The following is a 16,334-nucleotide window of genomic DNA, read 5'->3' on the forward strand; positions in this document are numbered from 1 at the left end:
GATGCTGCGATACATTCTCTGGCGCGTCAGTGCCATGATCCCGACGCTCGTCATTATCTCGGCCCTCGTCTTCACCATCATCGAACTGCCTCCGGGCGACTATTTCGAGAGCTACATCTCGGAAATGCGCGCCCAGGGCGAAGGCGTCGATATGGCGGAAATCGAGGCGTTGCGGGCCGAATACGGCTTCGACAAGCCGCCGGTCATGCGCTACTTCTACTGGGTCGCAGGCATGCTGCACGGCGACTTCGGCTATTCGTTCGAATATCAGCTGCCGGTTTCCGACGTGGTCGGCGACCGGCTCTGGCTGACGGTGATGGTCTCCTTCGTGACCATCCTCTTCACCTGGCTCATTGCCTTCCCGATCGGCATCTACTCCGCCACGCACCAGTACAGCTGGGGTGATTACGGCCTGACGTTCCTCGGTCTGCTCGGCCTTGCCATTCCCAATTTCATGTTCGCGCTGATCCTCATGTATTTTGCCAATATGTGGTTCGGCACATCCATCGGGCATCTGATGGACCAGAAATATCTGTCGCAGCCCATGAGCTGGGACAAATTCCTGTCGATTCTGGAACATCTCTGGATCCCCGTCATCATCATCGGCACGGCCGGGACAGCGGGCATGATCCGCCGGCTGCGGGCCAACCTGCTCGATGAACTCCAGAAGCAATATGTCGTGACGGCGAAGGCGAAGGGGCTTCACCCCTTCCGCGCGCTGGTGAAGTACCCGCTCCGCATGGCGCTGAACTTCTTCATCGCCGACATCGGCTCGATCCTGCCCGCCATTATCTCCGGTGCGGAAATCACGGCCATCGTGCTGTCGCTCGAAACCACCGGCCCGATGCTCATCAAGGCGCTGCAAAGCCAGGATATGTATCTCGCCGGCTCGTTCCTGATGTTCCTCGCCTTCCTCACCGTCATCGGCGTGCTCGTTTCCGACATCGCGCTGGCGTTGCTCGATCCGCGCATCCGGCTCCAGGGGGGCAGCACGAAGTGACATCAACGCATCCGCCGTCCACGACGTCCTCCAATACGCCTCCCGCCTGCCTGCCCGAATCCGGCCAGCCCCTGACGCACTTCGTATCCGCCGCCCCTTTCGATCCCATGGCCGTGGAAACCATGACCGAGGAACAGAAGCACGTTTATGAAGCATCCCAGCTTCGATTGATGTGGTGGAAGTTCAAGCGGCACCGGGTCGCCCTGGTCTCGCTCGTCTTCCTCGTTCTGCTCTATGCGATGATCACGGTCGTCGAGTTTCTGGCGCCCTACAATCTGCACACGCGCAACGTGGATTTCATCCATGCGCCGCCCCAACAGGTGCATCTGTTCGATGACGGTCAGTTCGTCGGCCCGTTCGTCTATGGCCGCACGATGAACCTGGATATGGACACGCTGCGCCGCGTCTATACGGAAGATCCCGAGCGGATCGAGAAGCTGCGCTTCTTCTGCAGCGGCGACGCTTACAATTTCTGGGGCCTCGTTCCCGCCTCGCTCCATTTCGTCTGTCCGGCACAGGGCGGGCAGTTCTTCATGCTCGGCAGCGATCGGCTCGGTCGCGACGTGCTGTCGCGCATTCTCTACGGCGCCCGTATCTCGCTCACCATCGGCCTGCTCGGCGTCACGATGAGCTTCATTCTCGGCATCGTCATCGGCGGCCTTGCCGGCTACAAGGGCGGCGTCTTCGACCTCATTGTCCAGCGCGTTATCGAGGTGCTGCAGTCGATCCCGAGCATTCCGCTCTGGATGGCGCTTGCAGCCATCATGCCGGTCACGTGGAGCCCCCTCGTCATCTATCTCGGCATCACCGCCATTCTCGGCCTGCTCGACTGGACCGGTCTTGCCCGCGCGGTGCGCTCCAAGCTGCTGGCGCTGCGCGAGGAGGACTACGTGCTTGCGGCACAGCTGATGGGGGCAAGGACCAGCCGCATCATCGGCCGCCACCTCGTGCCCGGCTTCATGTCGCACCTGATCGCCAGCGCGACCATGTCGATTCCGGCGATGATTCTGGGCGAAACTGCCTTGAGTTTCCTCGGTCTTGGTCTACGTCCACCGATCACCAGCTGGGGCATTCTCCTGACGGAAGCGCGCAGCGTCAGTACCATCGCTTTTTATCCATGGTTGCTCTACCCAACCATTCCGGTCATTCTCGTCATCCTGGCCTTTAACTTTCTCGGCGATGGACTTAGAGATGCGGCTGATCCGTACAAGTGAGTTTTCCATGGTGATGAAGCCTGCCCTGTGCGTGGAGCCGTGCCGATGACGCGTCGCATCGAGAATGCTCGCATCCTCATGTACAGCCACGATACGTTCGGACTGGGCCACCTTAGGCGGTGCCGGGCAATCGCGCATGCGCTCGTCGAGGATTATCGCGGCCTGCAGGTCCTGATCATCTCGGGCGCGACCATCGCCGGTGCCTATGATTACCGCGCCCGCGTCGATTTCGTGAAGATCCCCAGCGTCATCAAGCTTCGCAACGGCGAATACACGTCGATGGATCGCCATATCGATCTGAACGAGACGCTGAAGATGCGCCGCTCGATCATCCGGCACACGGCAGAGACCTTCAAGCCCGACATCTTCATCGTCGACAAGGAGCCGATGGGCCTTCGCGGCGAGGTGGAGGACACGCTGGCCTATCTCAAGCATCAGGGGACGACGCTGGTGCTCGGCCTGCGCGAGGTCATGGATGCACCGCATCTGCTCGACGCCGAGTGGAAGCGCAACGACGTGATGCGCAAGATCGGCCAGTTCTACGACACGGTCTGGGTCTACGGCCCGCCCGACTTCTACGATCCGCTGGTCGGTCTCGACGTACCGGCGCAGGTGCGCGCCCGCATGGATTTCGTCGGCTTCCTCCAGCGCAGCGTCTCGCTCGATGTCAGCTCCGAGCACAAGCCGAAGGGCGACTATATCCTCATCACCACCGGCGGCGGCGGTGATGGATCCGACCTCATCCACGATGTGGTGGATGCCTACCGCGCCGATCCGACGTTGACGCACCCCTCCTTCGTCGTGCTCGGCCCCTATATGCCGGCCAAGCAGCGCCACAAGCTGCTGTCGAAATGCGCGCTGACCCCGCACCTGACGGTGATCGAGTTCGACAACCGCATGGAAGAGCTGATCGCCAATGCGAGCGGCGTCGTCGCCATGGGCGGCTACAACACCTATTGCGAAATCCTTTCCTTCGACAAACCGGCCTTGATCGTGCCGCGCGTCGTCCCGCGCGAGGAACAGCTGATCCGCGCCCGCCGCGCCAGTGAACTCGGGCTCATCGATATGCTGCTGCCACAGGAGGCCGCAGACCCCAAGCGGCTGGCCGCCGCTCTTCATGCCCTGCCGCACCGCGCGCCGCCGTCCCACCATGCGAGCAACATGCATCTCGACGGCCTGAGTAATATTTCCCGGATCGTCGGCAACATGCTAGACGGGCGGGAACGCGACCATCTGAGCGTCGTCAAGGCCTGAGACTCCATGCAAAGCCGCAAGATCGTCGTCATCCTGAAGGGTTACCCGCGCCTGTCGGAAACCTTCATCGCCCAGGAACTGCTGGGCCTTGAACAGTCCGGGCTGGAACTGTCGCTGATCTCGATGCGCCACCCGACCGATAAGAAACGCCATCCCGTTCACGAGGAGATCCGCGCGCCGGTTCTCTACCTGCCCGAATATCTGCATCAGGAGCCGCTGCGCGTGCTGCGCGGGTTGTGGGCGGCGGCCCGGCGTCCGGGATTCCGCATAGCCGTCGCCGCTTTCCGGCGCGATCTTGCCCGGGATATCTCGCGCAATAGGGTCCGCCGCTTCGGGCAGGCCGCCGTCCTTGCCGCGGAATGGCCGGAGGGCGGGGACTGGCTGCACGCCCACTTCATCCACACGCCCGCCTCCGTCGCCGCCTATACCAGCCTCCTGACCGGCATCCCCTGGACATGCTCGGCCCATGCAAAGGACATCTGGACCTCGCCGGACTGGGAGCTGGCCGACAAGCTTGCCGCCAACCGCTGGACGGTCACCTGCACCGAAACCGGGTTCCACCACCTGCGAACGCTCGCCGCCGACAAGAAGACCGTGCATCTGAGCTATCACGGCCTCGACCTCGCCCGCTTTGCACCCTTCACGCAGGAGCGCCGTCGGCGCGACGGCAGCGATCCCACTGACCCCGTCATCATCCTCAGCGTCGGCCGGGCTGTGGAAAAGAAGGGCTACGACCTGCTCCTGAAAGCTGTGGCAGCCCTGCCTGCCGATCTCGCCTGGCGCTTCGTTCATATCGGCGGCGGCACGCTCGCCAAATCCCTGAAAGACATGGCGAAAGACCTCGGCATCGCCGATCGTATCGACTGGCTGGGCGCGATGGCTCAGGAAGACGTTCTCGCGCGCTATCGGGCGTCCGACATCTTCGCGCTCGCCTGCCGCATCGGCGCGGACGGCGACCGCGACGGTCTGCCGAACGTGATCGTGGAGGCCTCCAGCCAACGCCTCGTCTGTCTGTCCACCACGATCTCCGGCGTGCCCGAGCTTCTGTCCGACGGGGAGAACGGCCTGCTGGTTCCACCCGAGAACCCGGACGCGATCGCACAGGCTCTGGAGCGCGGCATCCGCGATCCCGATCTCCGCAAGCGGCTCGGCGACGCTGCCGAACGGCGCGTCCGCCGGGATTTCGACTACCACACCAGCATCACCCAGCTTCGCAATCTCTTTGAAACCGAATGGCGGACAGCCGAATGACCGAAACGAAACGCGTTCTCTTCTACGTCCAGCACCTGCTCGGCATCGGTCACCTGACCCGCGCGAGCCGCATCGCCAATGCGCTCGCTGTCCGTGGCTTCGACGTGACCGTGGTCACCGGCGGAAAGCCCGTGTCCGGCTTTCCCGGCCCTGCCGTCCGCCATATCGCGCTGCCGCCCGTCGTCTCCAGCGACGAGGGCTTCTCCGCCTTGCAGGACATGGATGGCAATCCGGTCGATGACGCCTTCCGCGACATGCGCCGCGACCGGCTGCTCGCGATCCTCCACGAGATCAGGCCGCATGCCATCCTCACCGAGGCCTTCCCGTTCGGCCGGCGTCAGATGCGCTTCGAGCTTCTCCCCTTCCTCGATGCCGCCCGCGCCATGCCCGAGCCGCCGAAGATCTTCGCCTCCGTGCGCGATATCCTGCAAAAACGCCCGAAGCCGGAGCGCGACCGCGAGACGGTCGACTATATCGACCGCTATTTCGACCGCATCCTCATTCACGGCGACCCGACCTTCGCTCGGCTGGAAGAGACCTTTCCCCATGCCGACGAGATCGCCGACAAGGTGGTCTATACCGGCCTCGTCGCCCCGCCGCAGCCCGACGCCCCGGCAGACCGTTTCGAAGTGATCGTCTCGGCCGGCGGCGGCGCTGTCGGCCGGCACGTGCTGCACGCGGTCGTGGGCGCGACCGCAATCCTCCGGCCGGAAAAGCCCTGGGCGCTGATCACCGGACCCAACCTCGCGCAGGCCGACCATGATGCGATCACCGCCGGCGTCGTCGGCAATGTCAAGGTCTTCCGCTTTCGCCCCGATTTCGCGAGCCTCCTTTCGGGCGCGACCCTCTCTGTGTCGCAGGCCGGTTACAACACGGTGTGCGACATTCTGCGGGCGCGCTGTCGGGCGATCGTCGTGCCGTTCACGACCGGCGGCGAAACCGAACAGGCGGCCCGTGCAGAACGCCTGGAGCGCCTTGGCCTCGTGACAGCGCTTAGCGATTCCGACATTTCGGCCGAGCGGATCGCCGCGGCCATCCGCTCCGGTCTCGAGGCTCCGGCCTTCCAGCAGGGCGATCTCTCGATCGACCTCGAGGGCGCCGACCGGACGGCCGATATCCTGCGCGACATGCTGTCGGACGCGTGACGGCGAAATCGCCGCTCACACGCTTCAGGACGATGCGTTTGCGGGTGGTTTTCCTGCCATCACTGCTATAGATTTCACCGTAACGGAGGAGACAGACGAGCACCTGGTCCGCCGCGTCGTCTCCGCTTCGTCTCGATGGCAGCCCTTCATGGATATCCGCCTTACCCGTTACATCTGGACCCACACGCGCAAGCAGCAGATGTGGATCCTCATGATCGTCGCCATCTCGATGATCCCCTACTTCCTGTCGTTCGACCTGCCCAAGCAGATCGTGAACGGGCCTATACAGGGCAAGGGTTTCGAGCAGCCGGGCGCGACCGAGCGGTTTTTCGAGATTTCCTTCTCATTGCCCTGGATCGGCAACGTCACGCTGTTCAACGGCATCGACCTGACGCGCATGGAGACGCTCTATGCGCTGAGCGTCATCTTCCTGCTGCTCGTCATCATCAACGGCCTCTTCAAGCTCTATATCAACACCTACAAGGGCCGGCTCGGCGAGCGCCTGCTGCGCCGCATCCGCTTCGAGCTCATCGATCGCATCCTCCGGTTTCCGCCGACCCAGTTCAAGCGCATGAAGGGGGCGGAAGTCTCCTCCATGGTGAAGGACGAGGTCGAACCGCTCGGCGGCTTTACGGGCGACGCCTTCGTCTCGCCGGCGCTGCTTGGCGGACAGGCCCTGACGGCGCTCGCCTTCATCTTCATGCAAAATATGTGGCTCGGCTTCATCGCCGCCTTCATGGTCGGCATCCAGGCGACCATCATTCCGCGCATGCGCCGCCGCTTGCTCGTGCTTGGCCGCGAGCGCCAGATCACCGCACGCGAGCTTGCCGGCCGCGTCAGCGAGATCGTCGATGGTATCAGCACCATCCACGCCTACGACACCTCGAACTACGAGCGCGCCGACGTGGCCGCGCGGCTGGGACGGATCTACAAGATCCGCTACGATCTCTACCAGTGGAAGTTCATGGTGAAGTTCATCAACAACTTCCTCGCGCAGCTCACGCCCTTCCTGTTTTACTGCATCGGCGGCTATCTTGCCCTGCGCGGACAGCTCGACATCGGCCAGCTCGTCGCGGTCATCAGCGCCTACAAGGACCTGCCCGGCCCTCTGAAGGAACTGATCGACTGGGACCAGCTGCGTCAGGACGTGCAGGTGAAATACGTTCAGGTGGTCGAACAGTTCACGGTCGAGCCGCTGATCGATCCGAAGATCCAGGCGATTTCCACCGGTACCGTTGCCGTCGGCGCCCTGGCCGCCGGTGCGGGCCTTGCCGGTGCTGCGGCAGGCGCCAACGATGGCGGAAACGATGCGTCAGGTGCCCTTGCCGCCTCCAGCCTCACCCTTGCCGACGACAGCGGTGCTCGCCTGCTGGAGCATGTCTCGGTCGAAATTAAACCCGGAGAGAAGGTGGCGATCATCGGCGGTGCCGCGAGCGGTGGCGACGTGCTGGCGGAGGCCTTCGGCCGCCTGATCTGGCCGGAAGGCGGCAAGGTGACGCTCGGCGGCGAAGACCTGCTGCATATGCCGGAGTCCGTCGTCGGTCGGGCGATCACCTATGCATCGTCGGATACCTACTTCTTCTACGGCTCGCTGCGCGACAACCTGCTCTACGGCCTGAAGCACGCACCGCTGGCGGCCGCCACTTACGAGGGCAGCCTTGCCGCCCATCGCAAATGGGAAGTGGCTGAAGCCAAGCTTGCCGGAAATCCCGACTACGACGTCAATGGCGACTGGATCGACTATATCGCCGCCGGCGCCACGCAGGCCGAGGATCTCTTCCCCTCGATCCTCGCGGTGCTCGATACCGTACAACTGTCGAAGGACATTCTCGACCTTGCGCTCCGCACCAATATCGACCCGGCGGACCGGCCGGACTTTGCGGCCAGCATCGTGGACATGCGGCAGGCCCTGCGCGAGGAACTGGAAGAAGCCGGCCTCAACGGGCTGATCGCCTATTTCGAACCCGGCGAATACAACATGGAAGCCACCGTCGGCGAGAACCTGCTGTTCGGCACGGCGACCGCCCCGAGCGTGGCCGGCCGCGCCATCGCCAAGAACCCCTATTTCCGCAAGGTCGTCTCGGAAACCGGCATCGACCGCGTGCTCTTCGACATGGGTTACCAGATCGCCGAGAACGCGGTGGAACTCTTCGCAGACCTGCCGCCGGACCACCCCTTCTTCCAGCAGCTGACCTTCATGACGGCCGACGACATCCCGGCCTACCAGTTGCTGCTTCAGAAATATGCCGGCAAGGGGCTGGAGACCGCGACGGAGGACGATCGCTATCAGATCATCCGGTTGAGCTTCAACTATGTCGAACCCCGCCACCGCTTCGGCCTCTTGACCGAGGACCTGATGGCGCAGATCGTCGAGGTGCGCCGTCAGTTCCACGAGAACATGCCGGAAGACCTCCAGCACGACATCGAGCGCTACGATCCGGAAAAATACCTCGCCTCCGCCAGCCTCATGGACAATGTGCTGTTCGGCCGTATCAGCCACAAGCACACCGATGGCTCCAAGCGCATCCGTGCCATCGTATCGTCGCTGCTGAATTCGCAGGGCCTGATCGAGCAGGTGCTCGATATCGGCCTCGACTTCAATCTGGGTGCCGGCGGCAAGCGCCTGACGGCCGTCCAGCGCCAGAAGCTGAACCTCGCCCGCGCCATCATCCGCCGCTCGGACTACTATGTCTTCAACCGCCCGCTTCCGAGCCTCGATCACCGCTTGCAGGACGAGATCGTCCGCGACGTGATGAAGCTTCTCACCCGCAACGGCGCAAATCCGGCGGTGATCTGGGTGCTGTCGAACAACGGATTGACGAAATTGTTCGAGCGCGTGCTGGTGTTTGATCGCGGCGCGCTCGTTGAGGATGACACGCACGCCAATCTGGTAAACAATGACGGTGTCTTTAAACAGTTGGTAAACGCGTGATAATCGCGGGAACGAGAAGACTGGCAGGCACCAAAAGACTGGCAGACACCGATGCATCGCCCGGAAGGACACGGACGGGCAACGCCGAACATGGGGAGTTTACGAGCTGATGTTGCTGAAGGACGAAGTGCAAATGCTGCGGCGGGTGCCGCTCTTTTCCGGTGTGGAAGCCGGCAAGCTGAAGCTGCTGGCCTTCACCTCGGACCGCGTGAGCTACGGCATTGGCGAAACGCTCTTCCATCAGGGCGATGCCGGCGATGCAGCCTATGTCGTGCTGGACGGCAAGGCGGAGATTTTGGTCGAATCCTCGACCGGCCCGATTCGCGTGGCCGAAGTCGAGCGCAATTCGATCGTCGGCGAGATCGCCATCCTCTGCGACGTCTCGCGAACGGCAACCGTGAAGACGACGACGGCGGTCGAGGCCCTGCGCATCCGCAAGGACCACTTCATCAAGCTCCTCACCGATTTTCCCGAAATCACCATCGAGATCATGCGCGTGCTGGCCGACCGCCTGAGTCACACGACCAGCGAGTTGACGGAAGCCCGCAGCCGCGTGCGCGAACTCGAATAGGCTTTGGCAGCGGGGGCATCCTCAACACGCCGTGATGTCGCCTGTCTGCAGATCGATCCGGAAATCCTTCGAGGGCAAGCCATGGCGATAGGCCTCGAATAGGGAGAGCATCGCCGCGATGCCGCCTTGTGCCGAGCCCGGAGGCCAGGGCTGCGCAAGATAAAATGCCGAAAGCTTGTCGTAGAACCGCACGCGCCGTGAAGAGACCGAAGCCAGCCCCAGATCGCTCCCCATCCTCAGGCGATACCAGTCGCCGAGGAACGCGATCGCCGACAACGTCTCCGGAGCGCCCTCGTCGGAAGTGTTCATCCGATCGCGCGCGACCGGAAGCATGGCCACCGCATCCTCTATCGGCGCCACGGGTCGAGCAGCTAACCGCGCGAGATCGCCGAGCGTGGCCGCACGTAACAAAGCGCCGAGCGCTGACGGCCATTCTCGCTTCAGGTGCCGCCGCCAGGCGAGATGACCGATATGGGCCGAAAGGAAGTCGCCATACCGGGTCGCCTCCGCCATTCCCCCGGTCTTCACGCCGGTGCGCCCCACTTCGGCGGCATAGAGCGCTGCGATCGCCCCATCCATCGGCATATCGCTAAGCGACACCGTCTCGATCTCGGCAGTGCCTTCACGCAGCGTCAGGATCTTGTATGCCGGGGGAAAGCCGACGAGCGAGGGGACGGCGACGTTCACAAAGCTCCCCTCCCCGCGCCGCATCCGCGCCGTGTCGTTGACATGAAGATGTCCGCTGAAATGCAGGGGTATCCCTGCCGCGATGAATGCCTCTCCGACCGCGTCGCCGGGAATGCGGCCCGATGTCGCCGTGGGTCCAAGCAGCGCGATCTCCGCCGCCCGGGTTCCATCCAGCGGATCGAGCGCGGGATAATGGGAAAAGGCAACGAGACGCTTGCCGAGACGCGTGGCCCGCACACCGACATCGGCCATCCAGTCGATCACATGGCGCTTGTGCAAAAGCATCGCATTCCAGCCGGCCGACGTGCTGTCGACCCAGTCGTCCGATCCATCGATCGGCACGAACACGTTCGCGTCGATCATCAGCAGCCACAGCCCATCGACTGGCTCCACCAGATAGGAGGCCTCCACCAGCGGCCGTCGCGTGGCTCCGCTCGATGAGATTGCGGTGAACATCCGCTTCTCACTATCACCCTGCAGACCGAAAGGCGTCTCCCAGTGCAGATAGGATGGCTGCGGGAAATAGCCGTGCTCCGCGACCGCCATCAGCCCGTCGGGATAACCGGGGCAGAACATCCCGGGCGACACCGTCACCGGAATATCGCGCGGGATCCCCGGCGGCAGGGGGGCACCTGAAGGTGTCACCGGATGGCTCGTCACCACCGCACTCGAGCCATCTGCCTCCAAAAACCGCTTGGTACGATGACGGCCGGCATCGGCGAAGATATCGTGGTTCCCAGGCAAGGCGAAGAACGCTATGCCGTGCCGCTCACCGTAGTCCTTGAGGATCACGGCAACCGCCGACGTGGTCGCAACCTGCCCGTCATCTGTATAATCGCCCAGCAGAACAACATGCCGGATGCCGCGGGACGCGACATCGTCGAGCGCCGTGCGAAAAGCCTGCAGGCTCTCGTTGAACACACGCGTGGACCGCGCCGCCTCCGCCAGCGGCCGAACGGACAGCCCGCCCGTCTGGACCGCACCGGGAAAACCGAAATCAGCGGCGGGATCGTGTATATGAGCGTCGGCGATCACGGCGATCGGCGGAAATTCCTTGAAAGACATGGCAAAAGCAACGGTTTCGAAAGCGGGATCGGATAGCGTTCCCCTGTCTCTGACACGAGAAGCAAGAAAAAGCGAATGCCCGTCTCGCTTCATGTGGACAGTTTGGATAACATGTCAAAAATACGGCCGGACACAGAAGCCGGCGGGGTCGATCCTGACCCACGCAACAGCAGAGGGACAGTGTTGGCGAGCCACCGAAAAGGGGCGGGTCGAAACTGAAGCAAAGTGTGAACGACAATCTGTTTCGCGTACGTTTCTGGGGCGTTCGGGGAAGCCTGCCGGTGGCGGGGGCCGAGTTCCAGCGCTATGGTGGCCGGACCGTGTGCATCGAGATGCAATGCGGTAGCGAACGCCTGATCTTCGATGCAGGCTCGGGCCTGATGCCGGCTGGCGTCGCGCTCAAGGCCGAAGGTGTCTCCGCGTTCAACCTGTTCTTCACCCACTGTCATTACGACCACATCATCGGCCTGCCGTTCTTCCCGCCGCTTTATGACCATTCCGCCGACGTGACGCTCTGGTCGGGGCATCTCGCCGGGCGCATGTCGACGCGCCAGATGATCGGCGAATTCATGCGGCCGCCCTGGTTTCCGGTCGAGCCCGATATCTGCCGCGCGGCGCTGGATGCCCGCGACTTCCGCGCTGGCGATCTTCTCACCCCCGTCCGCGGCGTCGAGATCCGCACCGGTAGCCTCAACCATCCGGGCGGTGCCGTCGGCTACCGCGTCGAATGGGGCGGACGCGCCTGCGCGCTCATCACCGATACGGAACATCACCCCGGAAAGCTCGATCCCGCCGTGCTCGAACTGATCGAAGGCTGCGACCTCTTCATCTATGACGCCATGTATGACGATGCCGAGATGGAACGGCATGTCGGCTACGGCCACTCCTCCTGGGAACAGGGCATCCGTCTTGCCAAGGCCGCCGGCGCCAAGCGCGTTGCCTTCATGCATCACGCCCCGTTCCGCACCGACGACGCGCTCGATGCCGTGGAGAGACAGGCCAAGATCCTCTTCCCCGGCGCCTTTTCTGCGTTCGACGGGCAGGTCGTCGACCTCTGATCGACCGACAAAGCGAGAGCGCCGATCTTTGATCAGCCAGCGGCTTCTGCCACCAGATCCTGCGTCCCGGTGCTGACGCAAACCCGATTACGTCCGGTACGCTTGGCTTCGTAGAGCGCGGCGTCGGCAATGTGGATTGCCTGTTCCAGCCGCGGCTCTTCGCCACCGAAGGCCGCAACGCCGATGCTGGTGGTCACCGTGACCTTCGTTCCGCCGACGTCGAACGGCCTTTCCCCGATCGTCCGGCAGAGCAGCTCTGCAAGATGCGTGGCATCCTCCAGCGACGCACCGTGAAGAACGGCGACGAACTCTTCCCCGCCCCAGCGGGCAAGCACATCCTGCTGGCGCTTGACGACGACGGGCAATCGCTCGGCAAACTGTTGCAGCACCAGGTCCCCCTGGGCATGGCCGTAGCAGTCGTTGATCGATTTGAAGTGGTCGATATCCGCGATCAGCACCGCCATCGGCCGTTTCAGCCGTCGTCCGGCGCCGATGATCGCAAGCGTCCGCTCCTCCAGCCCCCGTCGATTGGCAAGACGCGTCAACGGGTCCGTGGTCGCGGCAATCTGCATCTGGCGCTGCGCTTCCTCGAGAGTCATGGCCACCAACCCCACATAGATGAGGACGCTAACGGTCTGGTCGATGAACACGGAGAGGTAGATGTTGCTACTGCTCGGACCGAGGCCTTCATAACCGAAGAGATCGCCGACGATCAGCGATGTGATCGTTCCCACGAGAGCAACGGCATAGAGGGCGAGCGACGAACTGATCAGGATCTGGGATGGCAGGCGCTTCTGCCGGCGCCCCTTGAGGAAGCTCGATGATGCCGTGGTGAGGATGTAGACGAGCGTGCTCATGGTCAACGCCAGCACGTAACTCGGGGAAAGGCCAATGCTTGCGGCCGTCCAGTAGGTCAGCCCCGGCGCGATCCACGTCGCGACAAATTTGACGCGATCGAGCGGCAAGCCGAAGAAGGACTTTGCCCCCGCCTCCACCGACACGACGCTCAGACCGACAACGAAGTAGACCAGAGCGCCTTTTTCCGCGCTGAAGTTCGGATAGCCGGCGTCTTGGTAGTTCAGCCAGATGCCCAGCGCGGAACAGAGGATGCTCAGCGTCCAGAACCGGTAGGCGTTCGTCGCACCCGGGCGAAAACTATAGAGCAGGAAGACCAGAAGAAAACCCGCACGTGTCGTAACGCTCGAGACGAGCAGCGTCTGCACGTCTACCATAAACACCCTTTCATTTTCCGGCGAAAGCCCCCCGGAATCCTTCCTTCAAAACACGCGGTTATGTATGATCACTAAATCTTAAACAGAAAAATAGATATTAGATTAATACGTGGTTTGGAAGTTCAATGACGACGATGGGCAGGCTCTGCGGACTGGACGACCGGGTTCTCTCACAGCCATCGGGAGACGACAGACAGGTGGCGTGCCACGCCATGCGCTTCGGGATCCTCCTGTCGGGAATCCTCGGCCTTCTGGCCCCGGGACAATCCGCATCGGCTCAGGATGCCGCACGGGGCACAGCTGGAAACCATGAGACGAGCGCCGACCCCATCTCCGGTCTCAGCGCTGGCGATCTTCTGATACGCACGCGTATCTCCGGCGTGTTGCCCTACGATCTGCACGCGCGCATCGACCTGATCGGCGGCACGATCGAGGTTCCCCGCATGGTGCTGCCGGATGTGGATATCAGCTATTTCCTCACCGATCACATCGCCATTACGGGCCAGACCGGCGCGCTGAAGACGCGGTTCAAGATCCGCGACAGCCTCTATGGCGATATCGACGTCGGCTCCATCTGGACGCTGCCGCTGGCGCTGTCGGCGGATTATCACCTGCTGCCGGAGGCCCGCATCAACCCCTATATCGGTCTCGGCGCCGTTGCGACGTGGTACAAGGGCGCAAAGCCCGCGAGCCCGCTCGTCAAGGACTTCAGTGTGGAACGCCAGATCTCGCCGATGATCCGCGCCGGCTTGGATGTGCAGATGACCGAAAAGTGGTTTGCCAACACCGAAATACGGCTGGTCCTACCCCCCACACAGGTCCTGACCAATTCCGGCGTCACGGCGCGCACGGACGTGAAAAGCCTCTCGCTCGGCTTCGGCGTCAGCTACAGGTTCTGATCGGCAGCGGTCTCTTCGACAAGCTCAACAAGTCCCACCCAGCGGCAGGCAGGATGCGCGGCCGTCGCCTCGAACAGATCGCCAAGAAACGGCCACACGGCCTCATCATGAACGAGATGATGCGTGAGCAGGCCGATGCTGCCGCCGCCTTCCAGGCAGACGGTCAGCCGTGCGACGATCTCGCGCCGCAAAGCATCGCTGTCGCGGCAACCGCGCGTGCCGTGCCAGTCCATCACATCCACATGCGTATTGATCATCGGCAGTGCGGCGGGCTTCTCCGGCCCATAAACCGAGAAGGCCCGGAAGCCCAAGCCGGGGAGACGGGGCAGAAGGCCGGAGTCGATCCGGTTCCACGGCGGCACCAGCACCGGCTGGAACCGGTCGCCATACAGGTCTGCAAGCTTGAGAAAGCCCGCCGAAAGCTCCCTGAGAACGACATCCGCGGGACGATCGGCTCCGAGTTCCCGCTTCTTGGACGTCTCCGCCGCATAATTGGCGTGCCGCCAACCGTGCACCGTCACGCTGACATGGCGCGCGCGTGCCAACCGCTCGGCAAGCGCCTCGCCCGTCGGTTCTGGGATCACCGCGAGCGTCAGGGGAACATCGTGGGCCTCCGTGAGCTCCAGCAGCCGATCAAGCGCCGGCGTCGGCTCGATGGCGTCATCGTCGCGCAGCCAGAAGCGGGCGACACGTCCCGCCTCCTGAAAGCGGTCGAGAACGGTGGTGATATCGATGTTCATGGCCGCGGCTCCCGCTTCAGGTTTACATGGCGGTCGAGAATATCACCGAGCCGGGATGCGGCGGGCGCCAGTCCACGCTCCGTCCCCGCAAACAATCGAGCCTCTGCTCCCATGGCCTGCCGTCGCGTCTCATCCTTGAGAAAGCCGGCAATGGCCTCCGCATAGGCTTCGACATCGCCCGCCGGCGTCAGCACGCCCGTGCGCCCGTGCTCCACCACCTCGGGAACGCCGGCGATGGCCTGCGCCACCACGGGCAGGCCTGCCGCCTGCGCCTCAAGATAGGCAAGCCCGTAGGCCTCGCCGCAGCCGGGCCAGACATAAAGCACGGACGTCGACAACAGCGTCGCCACCTCTTGCGCACTTCGCTCGCCGCACCACACCACCCGGCCAGACCCGAGCGGTGCGAACAGGGCCTCCACCTCGGAACGAGCCTTGCCATCTCCCACGATTGATAGCGTGAAAGGTAAATGCAGCAGGCGCGAGAGCGCGTCGGCCAGCATCCGGTAACTGTCCATCTTGTCGCCCGGACGCATCATCGCCACGGCCACGAGACGGCCGGGATGCGGCGCAGGATCGCTGGCAAGGAAGAGCGCGGGATCGATGAACGGCTGCAAGCGCTCGACGCGCGCATACGGCGCCCCGTCGAGAATGCCGACCTTGTCGCGCTCGGTCATGCAGATATTGACCGACGCCGCCGTCAGGGTTTCCAAAAGCGCCGCCTGCGCCGCCGCCCAACCGTCCTTGTCGCGCCGTGCCGAATAAGAGGCCTCGACCGTGACGTAGCCGATGCCGTGAGTGCCCGAGAGTGACGGCCCGAGGAGGTCCGGCGCCTTGTAATATGGGTGATAGCAGAACCAGCAATCGGGCACGCCATGCGCCTGCCAGTCCGCCGCGATGCGATCACGCTCCGCAGCTGCCAGCGGCTCGATATCCCCCATTGCCTCCGGCGTCAGTGCGAAGCTACGCAATTCCGAGACGAGCGCGACCTGATGGCCGGCAAGCTCGAGCGCCTGCATCATCAGCCGCGACATCAGCCGGTCGCCCGAGGGTACCGGGTGACGGGGAGACTTGAGGGGAGCGTAGAATGCGATCTTCATGCGCCCTGATCTACACCATCCCTGCCCCGGCTTCCAAATGCTTCTACTTGGAGACGGAATGTACGTGTCAACCGATCGCCGCAACCTTGCCGACACGGCGATAAAATATTCTTGAACGCTGCGCGATGAGCAATCCGAAACCGACGCTCTACATCGTTTCCATCGTCAATGCGTCGCCCGACGCCGTCA

General features: G+C 63.2%; 13 protein-coding genes. 9 read left to right on the forward strand and 4 right to left on the reverse strand.

The genetic code is table 11. From position 1 onward, the window contains the following. Position 1 precedes the first annotated feature (1 nt). From GA0004734_RS15165 to GA0004734_RS15195, 7 genes are all read left to right on the forward strand, one after another. Positions 2 to 1,000: an ABC transporter permease gene (locus GA0004734_RS15165; protein ID WP_092934998.1), complete on the forward strand. Its 999-nt coding sequence runs from the start codon at positions 2 to 4 to the stop codon at positions 998 to 1,000. Next, the gene (locus tag GA0004734_RS15170) at positions 997 to 2,214 is read left to right on the forward strand and encodes an ABC transporter permease (RefSeq protein ID WP_175386397.1); all 1,218 of its coding nucleotides are present in this window, start codon (positions 997 to 999) and stop codon (positions 2,212 to 2,214) included. Before GA0004734_RS15165 ends, GA0004734_RS15170 begins: the two co-directional genes overlap by 4 nt. A 45-nt stretch (positions 2,215 to 2,259) precedes the next feature. Continuing rightward, positions 2,260 to 3,468, forward strand: coding sequence for a glycosyltransferase family protein (locus tag GA0004734_RS15175; RefSeq protein ID WP_092935000.1), 1,209 nt, complete (start codon positions 2,260 to 2,262; stop codon positions 3,466 to 3,468). Between the two features lie 6 nt (positions 3,469 to 3,474). Further along, positions 3,475 to 4,719, forward strand: coding sequence for a glycosyltransferase family 4 protein (locus GA0004734_RS15180; RefSeq protein WP_092935002.1), 1,245 nt, complete (start codon positions 3,475 to 3,477; stop codon positions 4,717 to 4,719). After that, positions 4,716 to 5,864: a glycosyltransferase family protein gene (locus GA0004734_RS15185; protein WP_092936343.1), complete on the forward strand. Its 1,149-nt coding sequence runs from the start codon at positions 4,716 to 4,718 to the stop codon at positions 5,862 to 5,864. Before GA0004734_RS15180 ends, GA0004734_RS15185 begins: the two co-directional genes overlap by 4 nt. A 148-nt stretch (positions 5,865 to 6,012) precedes the next feature. Further along, on the forward strand, positions 6,013 to 8,796 hold the full coding sequence (locus GA0004734_RS15190) for an ABC transporter transmembrane domain-containing protein (RefSeq protein ID WP_092935004.1): 2,784 nt from the start codon (positions 6,013 to 6,015) through the stop codon (positions 8,794 to 8,796). A gap of 109 nt (positions 8,797 to 8,905) precedes the next feature. After that, positions 8,906 to 9,367: a cyclic nucleotide-binding domain-containing protein gene (locus GA0004734_RS15195; RefSeq protein ID WP_092935006.1), complete on the forward strand. Its 462-nt coding sequence runs from the start codon at positions 8,906 to 8,908 to the stop codon at positions 9,365 to 9,367. 21 nt (positions 9,368 to 9,388) lie between these two features. Here the strand turns inward: GA0004734_RS15195 and GA0004734_RS15200 are convergent, their stop codons facing one another. Further along, complete coding sequence (locus GA0004734_RS15200) at positions 9,389 to 11,119, reverse strand: metallophosphoesterase family protein (protein ID WP_175386399.1); 1,731 nt, start codon at positions 11,117 to 11,119, stop codon at positions 9,389 to 9,391. Between the two features lie 227 nt (positions 11,120 to 11,346). On the opposite strand from GA0004734_RS15200, the gene GA0004734_RS15205 reads away from it, so the two are divergent. Then, on the forward strand, positions 11,347 to 12,177 hold the full coding sequence (locus GA0004734_RS15205; RefSeq protein ID WP_092935010.1) for an MBL fold metallo-hydrolase: 831 nt from the start codon (positions 11,347 to 11,349) through the stop codon (positions 12,175 to 12,177). Between the two features lie 32 nt (positions 12,178 to 12,209). Here GA0004734_RS15205 and GA0004734_RS15210 read toward each other — a convergent pair whose 3' ends face one another. Continuing rightward, complete coding sequence (locus tag GA0004734_RS15210; RefSeq protein ID WP_092935012.1) at positions 12,210 to 13,409, reverse strand: GGDEF domain-containing protein; 1,200 nt, start codon at positions 13,407 to 13,409, stop codon at positions 12,210 to 12,212. Positions 13,410 to 13,534: 125 nt separating this feature from the next. Here GA0004734_RS15210 and GA0004734_RS15215 point away from each other — a divergent pair, with 125 nt between their 5' ends. After that, positions 13,535 to 14,308, forward strand: coding sequence for an OmpW/AlkL family protein (locus GA0004734_RS15215; RefSeq protein WP_092935014.1), 774 nt, complete (start codon positions 13,535 to 13,537; stop codon positions 14,306 to 14,308). Here the strand turns inward: GA0004734_RS15215 and GA0004734_RS15220 are convergent. After that, positions 14,296 to 15,048: a polysaccharide deacetylase family protein gene (locus tag GA0004734_RS15220; protein ID WP_092935016.1), complete on the reverse strand. Its 753-nt coding sequence runs from the start codon at positions 15,046 to 15,048 to the stop codon at positions 14,296 to 14,298. The two genes, GA0004734_RS15215 and GA0004734_RS15220, sit on opposite strands and share 13 nt — an antisense overlap. Continuing rightward, entirely contained in the window at positions 15,045 to 16,145 is a 1,101-nt protein-coding gene (locus GA0004734_RS15225; protein ID WP_092935018.1) for a glycosyltransferase family 4 protein, read from the reverse strand. Before GA0004734_RS15225 ends, GA0004734_RS15220 begins: the two co-directional genes overlap by 4 nt. Between the last annotated feature and the right edge of the window lie 189 nt (positions 16,146 to 16,334).

The organism is Rhizobium sp. 9140, assembly GCF_900067135.1.
Classification (GTDB): domain Bacteria; phylum Pseudomonadota; class Alphaproteobacteria; order Rhizobiales; family Rhizobiaceae; genus Ferranicluibacter.

Coding starts and splice junctions, on each gene's coding strand:
- GA0004734_RS15165 (WP_092934998.1), top strand. CDS start 2: ATGCTGCGATACATTCTCTGGCGCGTCAGTGCCATGATCCCGACGCTC.
- GA0004734_RS15175 (WP_092935000.1), top strand. CDS start 2,260: ATGACGCGTCGCATCGAGAATGCTCGCATCCTCATGTACAGCCACGAT.
- GA0004734_RS15180 (WP_092935002.1), top strand. CDS start 3,475: ATGCAAAGCCGCAAGATCGTCGTCATCCTGAAGGGTTACCCGCGCCTG.
- GA0004734_RS15185 (WP_092936343.1), top strand. CDS start 4,716: ATGACCGAAACGAAACGCGTTCTCTTCTACGTCCAGCACCTGCTCGGC.
- GA0004734_RS15190 (WP_092935004.1), top strand. CDS start 6,013: ATGGATATCCGCCTTACCCGTTACATCTGGACCCACACGCGCAAGCAG.
- GA0004734_RS15195 (WP_092935006.1), top strand. CDS start 8,906: ATGTTGCTGAAGGACGAAGTGCAAATGCTGCGGCGGGTGCCGCTCTTT.
- GA0004734_RS15200 (WP_175386399.1), bottom strand. CDS start 11,119: ATGTCTTTCAAGGAATTTCCGCCGATCGCCGTGATCGCCGACGCTCAT.
- GA0004734_RS15210 (WP_092935012.1), bottom strand. CDS start 13,409: ATGGTAGACGTGCAGACGCTGCTCGTCTCGAGCGTTACGACACGTGCG.
- GA0004734_RS15215 (WP_092935014.1), top strand. CDS start 13,535: ATGACGACGATGGGCAGGCTCTGCGGACTGGACGACCGGGTTCTCTCA.
- GA0004734_RS15220 (WP_092935016.1), bottom strand. CDS start 15,048: ATGAACATCGATATCACCACCGTTCTCGACCGCTTTCAGGAGGCGGGA.
- GA0004734_RS15225 (WP_092935018.1), bottom strand. CDS start 16,145: ATGAAGATCGCATTCTACGCTCCCCTCAAGTCTCCCCGTCACCCGGTA.